Origin of the sequence: Dehalobacter sp. DCA (genome assembly GCF_000305775.1) — a bacterium.
GTDB classification, from domain to species: domain Bacteria; phylum Bacillota; class Desulfitobacteriia; order Desulfitobacteriales; family Syntrophobotulaceae; genus Dehalobacter; species Dehalobacter alkaniphilus.
In genome coordinates, this window is record NC_018866.1 from 1,549,699 (window position 1) to 1,566,343 (window position 16,645).

The window sequence follows — 16,645 nt, forward strand, 5'->3', positions numbered from 1 at the left end:
TTTCCCCCTAGAATTAGATTTGCATCTGCATGATCTGATTATAAGCATCAACAACTTTATTGCGCACGGTAACCGCCAGTCCTAAAGCCAGGCTGGCTTTTTCCATCGCAATGACCGGCGTATGGAAATCATCGACTTGACCCGTGGCCAGATCTGCCGCAGCCTGTTCAGCTTCAGACTGCGTACTCTCAAGCTTATCGAGCGCGTCACTCAGGAAAGAAGAAAAATCAGCGGAACCATTGGTATTGTTCGCTTTGGATGTTTGGGAAGTACCAGAGTTATCCAAAGGGGAAAGCGGAACAATTGTCGTGAAAGGACCAATCGCATTACTCATTTTTTACCCCTTTCCAATCCCGAGGGCTGTGGAAGCCATCGCTTTACTCGCGTTCAGGGCGGTTACATTCGCTTCATAAGACCTGTTAGCTGAGATCATATCAACCATTTCCTCTACAAGGGTCACATTAGGATAGCGCACATATCCGACAGGGATCCCATCTTCGGCTGTTTTGGCCGCGTCCGGATTATTCGGATCGTATTCCAGCCTGAACTCATTGTTATCCTGAATAACAGCAGTGACCTGAACTCCTTCGCTTCTTAACTTGGTGCGGGTATCCTTAAATATATCTGCAAAATCTGTTTCAGATGGGCGAGAAGAAAAGACGGCAACTTCGCGCTGATAAGGAATGGGGTTACCGGCCGCAGTTGTTTGTCCTGTATTGGTTGTATTGATATTGGCAATATTATTGGATATCAGATCAAGCCTAAGTTTTTGGGCGGTAAGACCAGAGGCGCTGGTATTCATACCGGTAAACAGACCCATGTTTTTACTACCTCCTTTTCACACACTCTATCATTGTATTCCCGATATCAGGAAGCATTTCGATTCTGTCGGCCAATTTCGCTTCAATAATGGAGCGGGGCATACCGTAGACAATGCAGGTCTTTTCAGATTCGGCAATTGCATAAGCCCCTTTGGCCTTCAAGGCTTTCATGCCTGCCAGACCATCGTTCCCCATCCCTGTCATCACGACACCCAGCACACCGGCTCCGGCTTCTTTCGCCAGAGACAGAAACATTACATCGACAGAGGGCTTGTAAAGTGTGGCAATCGGCGATTCCGCGGTGACATTCGCGGTAAGCCCGCTGCTGTTTCTTGCCACCTGGAACTGTTTCCCGGCCTGTCCGATATAAACGGTACCTGCTTTCAGCAGCTCGCCGTGCTCAACTTCCTTCACTGTAACCTCACAGATACTGTTCAGCCTGGAAGCCAGGGAGGAGGTAAATCCAGCCGGCATATGCTGGGCGACAATTACGGGGACCGGAAAATTTTTGGGCAGTTTGCTCAGAACATTCTGCAGGGCGCTTGGTCCGCCCGTCGAAGTACCAATTGCAACAACTTCTATTTTGCGGCCAATTGGCTGTATTTGCTGTTTGACAAGCGTTGGCGCAGACCCCAGGCTTTTTTTGTTCAAACGGGTAGGATCTACCCCGGCGACACTCTTTATTTTCAAAACAATCTCTTCAGCCAGGGCCGAGAGATCATCTCCTTCTTTGCCCGAGGGTTTCGCGACAACATCAATAGCGCCAAGGTCAAAAGCTTTCATCGTCATCTTAGTGCCGTCAGTTGTTACGGAACTTAACACAATGACCGGCGTCGGCTGCCAGCGCATAATCTCTTCCAGGGCTTCCAAGCCGTTCATCACCGGCATCTCAACATCCATGGTCACGACATCCGGTTTTAGGGCCTGAAGCTTTAATATTCCTTCTTTCCCGTCCTGTGCAGTAGCCACTACTTGAATAGCCGGATCACTGCTCAGAATTTTTTTCAGGGACATCCTGATGAAAGGTGAATCATCAACAATCAGGAGCTTGACCGGCTTAAGCAATTTGTTCATTCACGCCATCTCCACCCATAAGTTGATCCAGCTTCAGGAGGATGAGCAGTCTTTCACCTATCTTGCCAACTCCGCGGATGTAATTTGAATCCATGCCAAGTGCAATCGGCGGGGGTGGTTCTATTGCTTCGCTGTCCAACCACAGCACTTCTGTCACGCTGTCAACCATAACGCCAAACACCCTGCTGTCGATTTGCAGAACAACGATCCTGCTTAAATCGGTTTCTTCCCTAGGGGGCATACCGAAGCGGGACCTGAGATTAACAATCGGGATGACGTTCCCGCGCAGGTTGATGACACCCTCAATATAGCTGCGGGCCTTCGGCACCCTGGTAACAGGAGGGATCCGGATAATTTCCTGGACTTTCATAATATCGACTCCAAATTCCTCCGAACCTAACGAAAAAGTAACCATTTGTTCTTCAGCCATGTATTTGAGTACCACCTTTCTTAGCGCTTGATCAAAATATCCTGAAGAAGTGATCCGATGTCCAAAATCAATGTTACTTTGCCATCTCCGAGAATCGTCGCCCCTGCAATCCCTGGCAAACCGTTCAGATAATCTCCTAGAGACTTGATGACAACCTCCTGCTGGCCCTGTAGTTCATCGACAATAATTCCTACGGTTTTATCGCCCAAGCCAACCACAACGACATAAACTTCCTCATTTATGGTTTCACTTTCGGGCAAATCAAATTTCTGTTTCAAGGAAATCAACGGCAGGGTATTCCCTCTGAGCTGAACCATCGGCAGGCTTCCGACACTCTTGATATCACGCTTGTTGACAAGCAGCGTCTCAACAACAGAAGACAACGGCACTGCATAAGTCTCTTTACCTACTTCAACGAGCAGCGCCTGAATAATCGCCAGCGTCAGTGGCAGCCGGATTATCATCGACGTTCCAACGCCTTTGCTTGTCTTTATATCAATGATGCCGCCCAAATTCGTTATGGCTTTTTTCACAACGTCCATGCCAACCCCGCGCCCGGAAATATCCGTCACTTGATCGGCCGTGCTGAATCCCGGCAGAAAAATGAGATTGGCTATATCGCTCTCGGATAGACCCTCCCTTTCACTGACGAGGCCCTTTTCCAAGGCTTTTTTGTAAATCTTGTCAATGTTAAGTCCGGAACCGTCATCCGAAACGATGATCGCAATATGGTTTCCTTCATGGTAGGCATCGAGCGTAATTGTTCCTACTCCAGGTTTCCCGACTGTGAGTCTTTCTTCCGGTGCTTCTATGCCGTGGTCAACCGAGTTGCGGATAATATGCGTCAACGGGTCACCGATCATTTCGATGACGGTCTTGTCCAGCTCTGTTTCTTCGCCGTGAATAACAAGTTCAATCCTTTTCCCGGTCTTCCGGCAGAAATCCCGGACGAGACGCGGATAACGGCTGAATACCGTGCCAATCGGCACCATACGCAGCCTCATGACACTTTCCTGAAGATCATTCATCAGACGCCCGAGGTAGACATTTGCTTCATTAAGGCTTGCAACAAGCGGATCAGACTGGTTTTCCGTCTGCAGGTCCTGGCCGATCTTCACCAGTCTGGTTCTGGTAATTACCATTTCTCCAACAAGATTAATCAGATTATCCATTCTGGCTGTGTCCACACGGATCGTATGCACCTGATTAATATCTTTCTGGGGCTGTCCATTCGTGTTCTGCTCAGCAGGCTGATTCGCTTGTTTAGAACGGCCCATTTGAACGGGTTCTTCAACGTTCTTCTCTGTCCGGACAGGATTTGCCTCTTCAGCCTGAACGGTTAACCCGATCTCCGGAGCATCTGTTTCCGGCAATGCGTAATTCGTGACTTGGGCGTCGTAAATTTCGGATACTTCAAGGATGTCCGCCCGAATGTCTTCCTGCGATTCATTGGTCACAAACAAAATATTGAACTCCAGCGCTTCACAAACTTCAAGCTCATCAATCGAGGGAATGATCTTCACGACATTGCCGAGCAGCTCAAGCCTTTGAATAACCATAACCGCCCTTACTGCCTTCATCATGGTATTCGGTTCAAGCACCACGTTAAGCCAATAAACTGACTTACTTGTAAATGCTGCTTCACTGACCGTCCCAGTTTCCTCCGGTGACAGGGCAAAGTCAATCCCGGGCTTTTCTTCCTGTTCTTCCACCTGATTTTTCCCGGCAAACGGCTTACTTTTTTGCGCCAGAGCTCCGGTCTCGGTGATGGTCCTCATCTGAGAGGTCAGATCACCATAATCGACTGAAATATCTGAACGTTGCTCGACCTGCGCCAACATCATTTTTACTTTATCAGTTACCGCCAGCAGCACATCGATGATCTCGTTAGTGACCAGCATCTTTCCCTGTCTCAATTTATCGAGCAGGTCTTCTGCGGCATGTGTTAATTCAACGATCGGAGTAAATCCCATGGTTCCCGAGGCGCCTTTTAAGCTATGCGCACTTCTGAAAAGATCATTAACCAGTGAAATATTTTCACCGTCTCTTTCCAACTGCAAAAGACCAGAGCCAAGCTTTTCAACCTGCTCCTGTGAATCAAGCAAGTAGAACTCCAGAAAGTCATCGAGGTCTATTCCCATATTCTTCTCGCCTTGGCTCAATTTTCTCCCCCCCTTTGTCATCATTGTTGTTCCGACAAGTTCTTCATATAATTGTTTAAAGAAAACTGAAAATTTTATAATTAACCTAAATTACAAAGTTCGCCGTTTCTTGTTAAAATCCTCCAAATAGTCTAGATAATATGCAATTTTTCTGCAGCATTGTCGAAATTTATAGTTCATTTTATTTTAAATTAAATCGTAAAATTTTCAACGCCTGAAATATAATAGTTAATAACTTACAAACAACTTACAAACATTGGGTTTTTCCAAAAAAAAATCCCTTGCGCAGGATTTTCTTTTGGGACTATTTTATTGGAGAACTATTTCGATTTGTCAATAAACCTTGGTTCACGAGACACCGGGCTGCCATAGGCAAATTTCATTTTTTTTACCCCTCTGATACGGAAAAGCTCTATTTTTACAGATTCTAATTCTGTCTGGATTTTAGGTATGATCTGCTGATCTATCTCCCGGATCTTATCCAAGGAGATTCTCAGCGCGTCATGAACCTCACAGAACTGACGATATTCAGCATCACTCAGATAAGACTTCAGCAGCTCATTGCGAAATTGCAAAACGCCGATGGCCTGACAAAGTTCATTTTTCAGCTGTGATGTCTTATCAATATTCGATTTGAAGCCGACAAACGTCTGTGCCCTGGTTTCCGAAAACTTCTGAAGCAGCGCGTCAAATATTTCTTCCTGATCGGTAAGTACAAGAGCGTCCGCTGTTTCCGGATGGGAAAGGGTTTTTTTATCCTGCTTGCTTGTCTGGTAATCATCCAACACTTTATTATATTCCGTTAAAACCGCCAGGTGCTGTTCACACTGCGGAAGAAGACGCTGATAGATTTCCAGTAAGGCTCTGATCGTTTTTTTCGGCATTATTTTGCCCCCAAACGGCTGATCCTAGCTGCTTCGATCCAGACATCCCTGAATGCTTCAAAAAAATCAAGCACGGGCGGCAGAAAGCTTGGATCCTTTTTGACATTCGCCTTGATCGTTTCCATGTAGTAAAACCGATAGAGCTCACGCAGATTCTGCGCGATTTCGCCGCCATTCTCCATATCCAGGGTCCTGTCCAACTCGCTGATAATATCCTGAACCCGCAGGAGATTATTATGAATCTCTTCCAGCTTTTTTTCCTCAAAGGCTTTCTCCGTCTGATGCAAAAGCAGAATCACCTTCGAATAAAGCATTGTTATAAGCTTTTCGGGGGAGGAAGTCTCGACTGACGCCTGCTTGTACGCAGTCTGAGAATTTTGATAGGCATTTTGTTGTAACGCTGTATTCATTGCCCAGCCTCCTGACATAAATTAAACCAGTATTAAGTAACCTGTATAAATGAACCTGCATATTTTGAGTCGTGCCTTGGTTTGATGATACTCTTAGCTTTTTGAGTCGGAGCTGGAACTGGAACTGCTCATCGAACTAAGCAGGGAGGTCATATAGGTGCTCTCCGAACTCAACGCTGAGAGTTGTGCTTCCAGCTTTGAATATTGGTTTGTAATCCTCTCCGTGTAGGCATCAATTTTTCCCTGAAAGTCTTTCATTCTGCTCTTCAGGTCACTAATCTGACTGGCATAACCATCTTCTGTCTGGTCAAGAGACCCGCCATACTTCACCATCGGATCCAGATACTCTTCCAAAATGTTGGCCAGACCCTGGGCCTGCGTTGTTTCGGTTGTTTCTGTGACTGGGGTCACCCCGCCGGCTGCTGCGCCGAACAAATTGGCTACATCGTCAGCATCTTTTTTCAGCGCTTCTGCAAAGGCCTCCGTATCAAATTCCAGCAAAGCACTTTTGCCAAAATCATTGGACGAAGTATCAATACCAACATCCGACAGAAGACTAAACTTACCGCCCATACTCCCCATCGAATCAGCCAAAAGGGTTCTGAGCCTGGTTTGAATACTCTGAACCGTCGGATCCCCAAATAAGACACCTTTCGTGTTAGCCTCTTCATCATAGGCTAAATCCGTTTCTATTAACGTTTGCAGGGAATTATACTGGTCCACAAATGCCTGAACAGCATCCTGAGCATCTGTATAATCCGCCGCAACTGTTACATTGACCGTGGTTCCGACAGCTTCTTTATTCAGGTTCAGAGTGAGCCCGTCAATCGCCGTAGTAACAGTATTCGACGAACTGGTGATATTCGTGATCCCGTTGATGGTCAGCTGTGCATCCTGAGCCTGCTGAACTACATTCAGCGTTCCGGTAGCAGCCGGTTTGACCCCTAGAAAGTCAAGCACGGTTCCCGAAGTATCCGTAAAATCAGCAGCATATTCTGTTCCGGTTTTGGACGATACCAGTGCGAGCTGATAGCCTCCGTTGACTTTAATGACCGAAGCGTTCACGCCTGCTCCGGCATTATTGATGGAAGTGGCAATATCCTGAAGGCTTGCGCCGTCCGCTACAGAGATATCCGCCGTTGTACTCCCGACACTGATTTGAAATGTCCCCGCCGTAAGTCCGGCAAGCGACGTAGAGGCGCTTGCGACACTCTGGACAGCACTAGCAGCCGTCTGTGCTTTGGCCAGCTGGATCACTTCAACCGCATAAACGCCCTTCAGCGTCGAAGAGCCACTGGAAGCTGTCAGGATGGTTTCATTGCTCGATACCGCAGAAGTCCCTGTCCAAGTTGAAGACTTTTTCAAATCAGCCAGGGTATTTTCCAGCGCTGACAACCGCGTATTGATATCCTGCCAGGCATATTTTTCTTCCTGAAGACTGCTCAGGCTGTTTTGCATCGTTGTCAGCGGTTTGCTGTAGTTGCTGATTAATGCTTCGGTGATCCCGCTGAAATCATATCCGGATATTCCGGAAAGTGATAAACTCGATGTCATGATGGTATCCCCTTTCCCTAGGCTTTTTCATCCACCAGTAAGCCTACCGAATCCTGAACGGATTCAAGCATTTCGACAACTCTGGCCGGCGGGATTTCACTCAGGATCTCGCCGCTTTCCTGATCAATGATCTTAACGACAATCCTGTCGGATTTTTCGGCGACTTCAAATTGCAGCTTTTTATTAAAAAGCCCCATCAGCCGGTTCATTTTTTCCGCAGCCTGTTCGACTTGCTCCCTCGGAAGTTCTTCCCTGGCCGAAGCAGCATTGTCTTTCTGATCGACTACCAGACGGGGTGCCTCATTTTTCCCCTGCTCAAGTTTCTGGCCAGGAAAAGTATCCTGCGGCATTACCGGATTCAGGTTAGTTGGCTGGACAGCGCTAACCATCTTTAATTCCTCCTCATAATGGATTTTTCTAGTATGCAAAAACGAACAATATAGCTGTGCTTATGTTAAATCGCAAATGATATTATATGCTTAGTTACGATGCGTTTTCTTTTGGAAGAAGAGCTGACCGAGATGACCCGGCCAGCTCTTTATTTATGCCGGCTATTTAGAAAACGAATCTTTAGGACAATAATTTAAGAACGTTCTGCGGAACCTGATTGGCCTGAGCCAGCATCGCAACACCAGCCTGGCTGATAATCTGATTCTTGGTGAAGTCCGACATTTCAGCAGCCATGTCGACGTCTTTAATGGTCGATCTGGCAGATGACAGGTTCTCAGAAGCAACACTCAAGTTGGCAATGGTATGCTCAAGTCTGTTCTGGTTCGCACCAAGTTTGGCACGTTCGTCGGAAACTGACTTGATTGCAGTATCGATGGTTGTAATCGCTGCTGCGGCACCAGTCTGCGTGGTCAACGTAATGGCACCCGTACCAACGCCCAATGAAGTGGCATTCATCTGGCCAAGTGTAACAGCCAGCGTCTGTCCATTGTTCGCGCCGATCTGGAACGTGAAGGAATTGCTTGCAGTGTTCAGCAGGTTCTGTCCGTTGAACTGGGTCCTATTGGAAATATCCGTTATTTCTGTCTGCAGCTGAGTGATTTCAAGAGCGATTTCAGTACGGTCAGCGGACGTATTGGTATCGGTGGCTGCCTGAACAGCAAGGGTTCTCATTCTTTGGAGAATGCTGTGGGTTTCAGTTAAAGCACCTTCTGCGGTCTGAATCAGCGTAATGGCGCTTTCAGCGTTGTCAACAGCCTGGTTTAAGCCGTTGATCTGGCTGGTCATCTTTTCGCTGATGGCCAGACCTGCAGCATCGTCAGCTGCTTTGTTGATGCGGTAGCCGCTGGACAGTTTCTCCAAGGAACTCTGCATGGCTTTGTTGGTTGTGTTAAGGCTTCTTTGAGCACTCAGGCTCGATAAATTGGTGTTGACTATCATTGTTTTCCCTCCATGAATTATGATTTCTCGCATCCTTGCGATTTCCATTATTTTGTTTTTAGCTAAAACTCAGAGAAATTCGTCTCATACATTAGAATTAGGATAGAAGCTTCAGAACATTCTGCGGAACCTGATTGGCCTGAGCCAGCATCGCAACACCAGCCTGGCTGATAATCTGATTCTTGGTGAATTCAGACATTTCAGCAGCCATGTCGACATCTTTAATCGTCGATCTGGCGGATGACAGGTTCTCAGAAGCAACATTCAGGTTGGCAATGGTGTGCTCAAGTCTATTCTGGTTAGCACCAAGTTTGGCACGTTCGTCGGAAACCGACTTAATTGCAGTATCGATGGTTGTAATCGCTGCCGCGGCACCGGTCTGCGAACTCAGGTCGATGGAAGTACCGCCAACGCCTAACGAAGTCGCATTCATCTGGCCAAGAGCAACATTCAATGTCTGACCGCAGTTGGCACCGATCTGGAACGTGAAGGAATTGTTTGCAGTGTTCAGCAGATTCTGTCCGTTGAACTGGGTTCTATTGGAGATATCCGTTATTTCTGTCTGCAGCTGAGTGATTTCAAGAGTAATTTCAGTACGGTCAGCGGACGTATTGGTATCGGTGGCTGCCTGAACAGCAAGGGTTCTCATTCTTTGGAGAATGCTGTGGGTTTCAGTTAAAGCACCTTCTGCGGTCTGAATCAGTGTAATGGCGCTTTCAGCGTTGTCAACAGCCTGGTTTAAGCCGTTGATCTGGCTGGTCATCTTTTCGCTGATGGCCAGACCTGCAGCATCGTCAGCTGCTTTGTTGATGCGGTAGCCGCTAGACAGTTTCTCCAAGGAACTCTGCATGGCTTTGTTGGTTGTGTTAAGGCTTCTTTGAGCACTCAGGCTCGATAAATTGGTGTTGACTATCATTGTTTTTCCCTCCATGAAATTTGATATCTCGCATCCATGCGATTTTCATTGTTTCAGGTTTCCGCCGGCAAGGGAAACCTGCTCTTACTACTATTTTCGTACATTTGAAAATATTCTTTAGGACCAATATCAGCATATACATATGGTTAGATCTTTTTTCCTTTAAATTACTCTTATTTTCTCTCTTTTTCATTAAATATTTTGTTCAGAGTATTTTTTTATCAACTTTGTTTATATGCAAAAAGCCCGAGAAATTCCCCGGGCTCTCTCCTATCGCATTTTTTAATACTGCTTAACTTCAAAACTTGAAATCGCCTCAAAAACAATATACTCATTTTGACTCTGGTATGGTCCTAAGTTGTAATCCTTATTAAAAATAAAATAGGCCTCACCCGATCCAGCTGCTCTTTCGTCATACCAGTCAATGAAGTCGTTTACCTCCGTCATGGATAAATCGTATTCTTTGACATTTCCATTTGTCATTGTGATGACAAGTATTGCATTTCCTGTAACTACTGATGCAATGGGAGTAACTGATACTTCATTTGAGTTTAAACTTTCTCCTTCTGCATTTATTGCAGATACTACATAATAATATGTTGTATCGTTAGTAACTGAAGAATCAGTATAATCAGATGCTGTGATATTATTAGCAATTGTATTATAGGGTCCTCCAGCAATAGTAGCTCTTTTTACATTATAACCGGTTGCATCTGTAATGGCTGTCCAAGTTAGGTCTATTTGAGAATCACCTGCGGTAACACTTAAGTCAGATGGTGTGTTTGGTGTAACTGCGATAGTGTTATCATACGATTTAATTTCTGCATTATTATCTATCTCAATCGCGTCAAAATCAAAGTATGAACTTGCGCCTATAGCAGTACTCGTAATAATACAGTAATGTTCTTGATCAGATAATGTTAAATTCTCGTATACTAATGTTCTCGGCTGAACTCCTGATCCAAAAGAAACGTTTGTTATAACTCCATCAATATTTACATCAGCTGTTACTAGGTTTTCATGCTTACTAAAGATTAATCTTATTTTATCACCAGTAAAATTAAATTGTATACTCGAACCAATAGCTGTCGCGTAGGTAGAACTACCACCAGAGTAATGGGTTTGAGATGCTATAGTCCAACCTGATGGTAAATATGAGAAACTCGGATTTGTATTTTCTATTCTTTGCCATCCTTCCTCAGCCGCAAATGTTAATTGATCCCCTACCATTGCCGCATAAGCAAATACACTACTTACCATCAGAATTAATACTGTAAAGATAATTAAATAACTTTTTCTTAATTTAAACATTTTTACCACTTTTCTCCTCTAAATGTATTTTTTTATAATTTTAATATATTCTGTCTAAATTAGCAATTGTTACTTGCAGTATTTTACATACCCCTTAAATGAAAATCTAACTTCCGTTTTGAGCGTCTAATCAGAAGTTAGTATTGCAGAAAGCAGAATTTAGTGTTGCAGCCGGATTTTGTTTTGTTAAGATTAACTGGATATCTGTCCTGATCATGTCAGGAGATGTAGTTAATTATGAAACACAAGAAGGCTAATAAAGGAAAACGCTTAACACTAGAGGATAGACACTATATAGAAGACGCGCTGAACCAAAAATTCACGCTCAAGGTGATCGCTGATCGTTTAGAAAAAGATCCTACCACTATTTCTAAAGAAGTTCGGAGAAACAGGATAAAAAGCAGACGAAACAAACAGACTGATGTCATCAGCTGCAGCAAGCGCAGAGAATGCATAAAGAAGCATATATGCAGCGATTCCTGCAATCATTTATGCAAGAGATGCCCCACTTTGAACTGTTTAAGAATTTGCTCCAGTTTTGCTCCTGTAAAGTGTCAGACTCTCTTACGCTTTCCGCATGTGTGCAACGGATGTGAGCGTACAATCGTATGCCGCGCAGAAAAGCAGCAATATTACCGTGCTAAAGTAGCAGATGCAAATTACCAAGACTTGCTGAAATCATCAAGGGAAGGTCTCGATATCACGCCTAATGAGCTGTCAAAGCTTGACGACATGATTTCTCCGCTTGTCCTTAAAGGACAGTCGCTTGCGCATATATTTGCCAATCACCGTAAGGAAATCCCCTGTTTACAGAGGACTCTGTACAACTACTTTGACATGAATGTTTTCACAGCAAGAAACATCGACCTTCCGAGGAAGGTAAGGTACAAGCCATACAAGAAGGCTCTTCTTCAAATGAAGTGAGTACAGACTCACAGACTCGGACGAACTTATGATGACTTCAAGGCTTTTATTGAATCTAATCCAGAAACTTCGGTCATAGAAATGGATACGCTTTATGGAAGGAAAAGCGGCAAGGTTCTGCTTACGTTTTTCTTTAGAAACTCTTCTTTAATGACTGCTTTTCTAATGGATTCATGTACTCAGGAATGCGTAAAGAAGGTAGTAGACTGAAATCTATTGCCGCATCCAGCTTCCGAAGGAAGTGTCCTTTAGGTACAAGGTCTTCCATTAATACGCACAGCATCCGGTTTTGTCTGTTTTTTTGCTCTGTCATCATCAACTCACCCTTTTTCATTATACCATTTTGGCGGGTGATATTTCTTAGTTAACAAGACCCTTGGGGGAAGTTAAAAATTCGTCGTTTTAGAATTTGAGTACACTAGTATAGTAAATTAAAAAATAGTCAAATTTTAAATTGAGTTTATCCTACACCGTTTGTCAACAGACCCGAAGGTGCCGATTCTTGAGCAGTTTCTTGGCAATAGACCGCCTTCTTAGTCAGCGTTCAGCCGGTTTTTCAAGCACGACTTATCTTGGCTTAATAGGAGTCTTGGACGCCTTCAAGCTTTTTGCAGCACCCCTTAAACTACCTTTAGTGAAGGGGATATTGTCGCTTTGGATGATACATCTTTATGGAATAAAATGCCATTTATTTGTTGGCTTTTCGATAATGCTGGAAAAAAGCATCTTTGGTGCATGAATCCGGTCTCAACCCTTTTAATCCGTTCAAACGGCTTGGTCACTCCGCTTTTATGGCGTATCTGGAACTAGGATAAATCTGTTTCTGTAAATGGGAAACGGACAAAACTGTTATTATACTAAACTAATGATTCTTCTCTATGACCATCCAATCCGTCCCATCATTTCCATCAATCCGCTTAGCACCAAATTTCCTGCAAAATTCTTTTTCCATTTTAACTATGTCCAGCCCTGTTAATTTACTCCGTATGCAGACTGCAAGTTTCCCGCCGGGTTTTAGGCGCGCGTATAGAGTTTCCAGATAATTCATTGGCGAAGGCCGTTTTTTGAAGTCGTCCTCTATAACGATGTAATCAAATAGTTGCCCCTCAAATACCCTATTGATGTCATCAAGAGAATCCATCCGTTCAAATCTGTCCGAAAAACTTTTCAGGTCTGGAGCAAAGGTGTTGTCGTCCGTGACATTGTAAAGGGTGACGTTAGTATTTTTTACATTCTGTTTCAGAAGTTCACGAATATGCAGCGAGTTTTCTCCCATTCCACAGTTAATACCCAGGATGTCGGTATGATCCACATTGCAGGGGTCAAGTGCCTGCATAAGGGCATAGCAGTAACAGTAGCCTGTTCCCCAGGGATCTATACCAAAAATACGCCTGTAATCAAATCGACCTATTGTATAGACATCACTTTTAGCCTTGCTTTTTGCAATATCATCATTTATTGTCACGCTTCCAAAATGATGAACATATGAATCTTTGCAAAGCAGGTTTCTATATCCGTTCCGTCTCAGCAACATCGTTGAACTATCATCACCAAAAGCAACACCACGTTCTTGATATATATAACCATATCCCAAAAACGAATAAGCGTAGAGGTTTATGCTTGAAAATATACATACTGGCGGAGTCAGCCGGACTCGTTGTTCCCATCTGAACGGATCGCTGATATTATTTTTCTCTGCAAAATTATTCAGTTCTTCTATACCCTGGTATTCGGCTGGAATTGACTGCAAATTGGATATATTGGGAGCTACCGACGCAGCCATGCCAATTTTTTCGTCTGATTTTATACAGGTCAGCAGATTTTCAATGGAACGTGAGGTAATAATAACATCATTGGAAACAAATAAAAAATATTTTCCTTCAATAACACGACCTAGAACGCTTAACGTTTTCACATTATTTTTAAAATCAATCTGTTTTGTCGGATACAGGCTTTCAAAATATTCCTGTGTCCCATCACTGGAACCATGATTAAAAAGGATTAACTCAAACTTTAGACCTTCGGGTATATTTTGCAGAAGGCTGTTCAGGCACTGTATGGTCGTATCAAGGTGATTATATGCCGGTACGACAATGGACAGCTCATATTTATATTCGCCGTTTTTTTCCGACTGTTCTGCATATGGCAGTGGACAGAGCTTCGGCATGTCCGATTTAAAGTAATCAAGTATTTTTTCTTTATCAGGATAGATAACACCGTAGAAGTAAATGTCAACGTACAATTCACAGATGATTGGATATAATTCAAATTCAATCTTTTCAGCGGCTCTGTTGCGGTCATTTTTATACAATTTACAGATACGTTCCAGTGAATATTCCGCATTTTCCTTGAAAAGTTGCGCTGTCAGCGCTGGTTCTTCTTCTGCCAATACATTGAGCGGTTCCTCCAGTGCAGAAAGCATTACCCTCATCTGTGATGTATAACTTTCAAAGCCGCCGCCGCCATTCCGACATAGATCCATGACATAGTCCGACGCTTCAGAAAGTGTCTGAACAGCTTCAAGGACTTGCACGCACAAATCGATATTATTAACCATCATGTACTCCTAACTATCCTGGCATAATACAGCAAAGCCAAGACTCTCCTTGATAACGACATAATTTGATTTACACAAGCTCAACGAAGGCTGTCAATATGCCGTATAAAACTTTTTTCAACCTCTATGTCGCAGTTGTCCAGGATATCCGTCAACTGCTCCATTGTTGAGCAACTGACAAGTGCTATCCCGTCAACGTCATTTGATGTGATATACCCGTTTACTACAGCCGTCGGTGAACAATGATGCTCTCTACAGTACTGGGTAATACCTTCCAGAATCTTTAGATTGTTCTCTGTCGCAATCCTTTGTTTCAGAAAACCATCCAGCTTGTCAAGACCAACAGCCGCCGCCTTTTGAAAAAAGCCTTTGGCCTGAGAAGTGAAAGCCATCCCAACAAGATCATTCTTTTTAATATAATCATAAGTTTTCTGGTCCATATGCGTTGTTGTTAGGTCGTTCCACATCTCGTCTGTATAGGCCGCAATCGACCACCAAGTCTGGATCATGGTAAGCAGCTTGTATCCCTGCCTTTCAGCATATGTGTTGGCAGATGCAATTCTTTGCGCACTCCAGTTGCATACCCCGATGGCCTTGACATCTCCGATTTCAGCAATAAGCTGAAGGGTTTCCATGATCTCCTCTACTGGACGTTCAGGCTCATCGCGGTGCAGCAAATAGATATCGATCTTTTCTCTCCTCAGCGCATCCTGGCTGCTTTTGAACTCGCAGCACAGGTTGTCTCTGCTGAGATTGATAAAAAACTTTCTTCCCTCGTTTCTGACGCCACCTTTAGTGGAAATGTATACTTTATCACGCGTTCCTCTGGAATCCATCCATTTTCCAATTGTTTTTTCACTGGCTCCACGACCGTTTTCAACCCATTCATAATAGTTTTTTGCCGTATCAATGACATTTCCTCCGCCAGCAATAAATAGATCAAGCATTTCGAAAGATGTTCTCTCATCAACAAGCGTTCCGAATCTGCCGGTCCCCAAGCCAATTTTGGACATTCGCATGCCATATTTGTCAAGATATTTCATTTAAAACCATCCTCACCTTTCTGCTAGGCGGCACCGCATACAAAATGGTCTCCTGAATATTCATATAGCTTCTGATAAACAATGAATAAAACGGATATTTTTCTTTTATCTTCAACGGGATTTCCCAAAAATCCCGCTCTTTGTGATAAATCGCAACGGCCAGTACAGGTTGATAGGCCTTGATCATGCTTTCAGCTCCGTTTAAGACATTTTGCTCATACCCTTCCACATCAATTTTAATCAATGTCGGGATTTTTTTCGAAAGCAAATAATCCAGCGGCAGGCAATTGACACTTGATTCTCCATCAGCAACCACAACTAAGTTCTCATTAGCATAATTTCGGATGTTTACGATACCGATGCTGTCACTTGCAGCAACAGGAAGAATCGCAATTCGGTCGTCACCGTATTCTTTCTTCTTTTTTTCCAAAATCTTTACATACGCTGTGTCCGGTTCGATTGCGAGATATTCTCTGAATTTTGCATGATTTCTGCTTATAAAGATATCCATGACCTCGCCTTTGAACGCTCCGCAGTCAACGAAAACTTCGTTATCTTTCCGCTCATATACGTCATAAGCAAAATACTGTTCCCTTATTGGCAGAGACGGTATAGAAGCATCGTAATCCTGTATCAAAAATTCCATCAATTTCAGGTAGGTATCCTTGGATAATTCATCACTGAGCAAACCGTGTACTCTTTCAATAGAGGACTTGTTTTTTCTCAACAACAATAAGTCGGGTGAAATAATTAAATTTTGCCCGTTGAAAAACTTCCTGTCATACCTGATTTCGTAAACGTGTATGACATGGGCATAGCCCATACCTGTCAGCATTTCCTTAATTTGATCGAAAAGAATTCCTTTCTGAAACATGCAGACGACAACAAAGTATTGCTCGGAATTTTCCAGGGTCTTTGGTAGGCATATCTTCGTTCCCATCATTTCAGCGCCCGCTTTGGCTTCGTTACAGTCGAAAAAGCAGACCGGTCTTATGTCAGCTTTCAGCATCAGTTCACAGAACAAGGCACCGCAATAGCCTGCACCATAGATGATTACTGGTTGATTTCCATCCAGTGCACAAGCGCAACCATCTTTCTTTGTATCAAATTGCAAATTCTGCAGTAACTGTTTTATAGTCACATTCATTTTCTCTCACCGCTACCTAATCA

General features: G+C 43.9%; 16 protein-coding genes. 1 reads left to right on the plus strand and 15 read right to left on the minus strand.

Features of this window, described 5'->3' with window-relative positions:
* Positions 1-13: 13 nt before the first annotated feature.
* The 12 genes from fliE to DHBDCA_RS07510 all read right to left on the minus strand — a co-directional run bounded on the left by fliE (position 14) and on the right by DHBDCA_RS07510 (position 10,951).
* The gene (gene fliE, locus DHBDCA_RS07455) at positions 14-334 is read right to left on the minus strand and encodes a flagellar hook-basal body complex protein FliE (protein WP_015043599.1); all 321 of its coding nucleotides are present in this window, start codon (positions 332-334) and stop codon (positions 14-16) included.
* A 3-nt stretch (positions 335-337) separates the two neighbouring features.
* Complete coding sequence (gene flgC, locus DHBDCA_RS07460) at positions 338-820, minus strand: flagellar basal body rod protein FlgC (protein WP_015043600.1); 483 nt, start codon at positions 818-820, stop codon at positions 338-340.
* A gap of 7 nt (positions 821-827) precedes the next feature.
* Positions 828-1,895 (minus strand): protein-glutamate methylesterase/protein-glutamine glutaminase, encoded by a 1,068-nt coding sequence (locus DHBDCA_RS07465; protein ID WP_015043601.1) that lies wholly within the window; start codon positions 1,893-1,895, stop codon positions 828-830.
* Positions 1,879-2,325 (minus strand): chemotaxis protein CheW, encoded by a 447-nt coding sequence (locus tag DHBDCA_RS07470; RefSeq protein WP_015043602.1) that lies wholly within the window; start codon positions 2,323-2,325, stop codon positions 1,879-1,881. Before DHBDCA_RS07470 ends, DHBDCA_RS07465 begins: the two co-directional genes overlap by 17 nt.
* Before the next feature lie 20 nt (positions 2,326-2,345).
* Positions 2,346-4,466 (minus strand): chemotaxis protein CheA, encoded by a 2,121-nt coding sequence (locus tag DHBDCA_RS07475; RefSeq protein WP_015043603.1) that lies wholly within the window; start codon positions 4,464-4,466, stop codon positions 2,346-2,348.
* Between the two features lie 341 nt (positions 4,467-4,807).
* Entirely contained in the window at positions 4,808-5,371 is a 564-nt protein-coding gene (locus DHBDCA_RS07480; protein WP_015043604.1) for a hypothetical protein, read from the minus strand.
* Complete coding sequence (fliS, locus tag DHBDCA_RS07485; protein ID WP_015043605.1) at positions 5,371-5,781, minus strand: flagellar export chaperone FliS; 411 nt, start codon at positions 5,779-5,781, stop codon at positions 5,371-5,373. Before fliS ends, DHBDCA_RS07480 begins: the two co-directional genes overlap by 1 nt.
* Positions 5,782-5,874: 93 nt before the next feature.
* Positions 5,875-7,335 carry a flagellar filament capping protein FliD gene (gene fliD / locus DHBDCA_RS07490; RefSeq protein ID WP_015043606.1) on the minus strand — a complete coding sequence of 487 codons (1,461 nt, stop codon included), beginning with the start codon at positions 7,333-7,335 and terminating at the stop codon, positions 5,875-5,877.
* A gap of 17 nt (positions 7,336-7,352) precedes the next feature.
* Entirely contained in the window at positions 7,353-7,724 is a 372-nt protein-coding gene (locus DHBDCA_RS07495; protein ID WP_015043607.1) for a flagellar protein FlaG, read from the minus strand.
* Between the two features lie 181 nt (positions 7,725-7,905).
* The gene (locus DHBDCA_RS07500) at positions 7,906-8,724 is read right to left on the minus strand and encodes a flagellin N-terminal helical domain-containing protein (protein WP_015043608.1); all 819 of its coding nucleotides are present in this window, start codon (positions 8,722-8,724) and stop codon (positions 7,906-7,908) included.
* A 97-nt stretch (positions 8,725-8,821) separates the two neighbouring features.
* A complete protein-coding gene (locus tag DHBDCA_RS07505) occupies positions 8,822-9,640 on the minus strand; it encodes a flagellin N-terminal helical domain-containing protein (protein WP_015043609.1) in 819 nt (272 codons plus the stop codon).
* 282 nt (positions 9,641-9,922) lie between these two features.
* Complete coding sequence (locus DHBDCA_RS07510) at positions 9,923-10,951, minus strand: fibronectin type III domain-containing protein (RefSeq protein WP_015043610.1); 1,029 nt, start codon at positions 10,949-10,951, stop codon at positions 9,923-9,925.
* Positions 10,952-11,188: 237 nt separating this feature from the next.
* Here DHBDCA_RS07510 and DHBDCA_RS07515 point away from each other — a divergent pair, with 237 nt between their 5' ends.
* Complete coding sequence (locus DHBDCA_RS07515; RefSeq protein ID WP_015043612.1) at positions 11,189-11,875, plus strand: helix-turn-helix domain-containing protein; 687 nt, start codon at positions 11,189-11,191, stop codon at positions 11,873-11,875.
* Positions 11,876-12,737: 862 nt separating this feature from the next.
* On the opposite strand, the gene DHBDCA_RS07525 is transcribed toward DHBDCA_RS07515, so the two are convergent.
* From DHBDCA_RS07525 to DHBDCA_RS07535, 3 genes are all read right to left on the minus strand, one after another.
* Positions 12,738-14,435: a glycosyltransferase gene (locus DHBDCA_RS07525; RefSeq protein ID WP_242824873.1), complete on the minus strand. Its 1,698-nt coding sequence runs from the start codon at positions 14,433-14,435 to the stop codon at positions 12,738-12,740.
* 77 nt (positions 14,436-14,512) lie between these two features.
* Positions 14,513-15,475: an aldo/keto reductase gene (locus tag DHBDCA_RS07530; protein ID WP_015043615.1), complete on the minus strand. Its 963-nt coding sequence runs from the start codon at positions 15,473-15,475 to the stop codon at positions 14,513-14,515.
* Positions 15,462-16,622: an FkbM family methyltransferase gene (locus DHBDCA_RS07535; protein WP_242824874.1), complete on the minus strand. Its 1,161-nt coding sequence runs from the start codon at positions 16,620-16,622 to the stop codon at positions 15,462-15,464. The genes DHBDCA_RS07530 and DHBDCA_RS07535 overlap by 14 nt, the downstream gene beginning before the upstream one ends.
* Between the last annotated feature and the right edge of the window lie 23 nt (positions 16,623-16,645).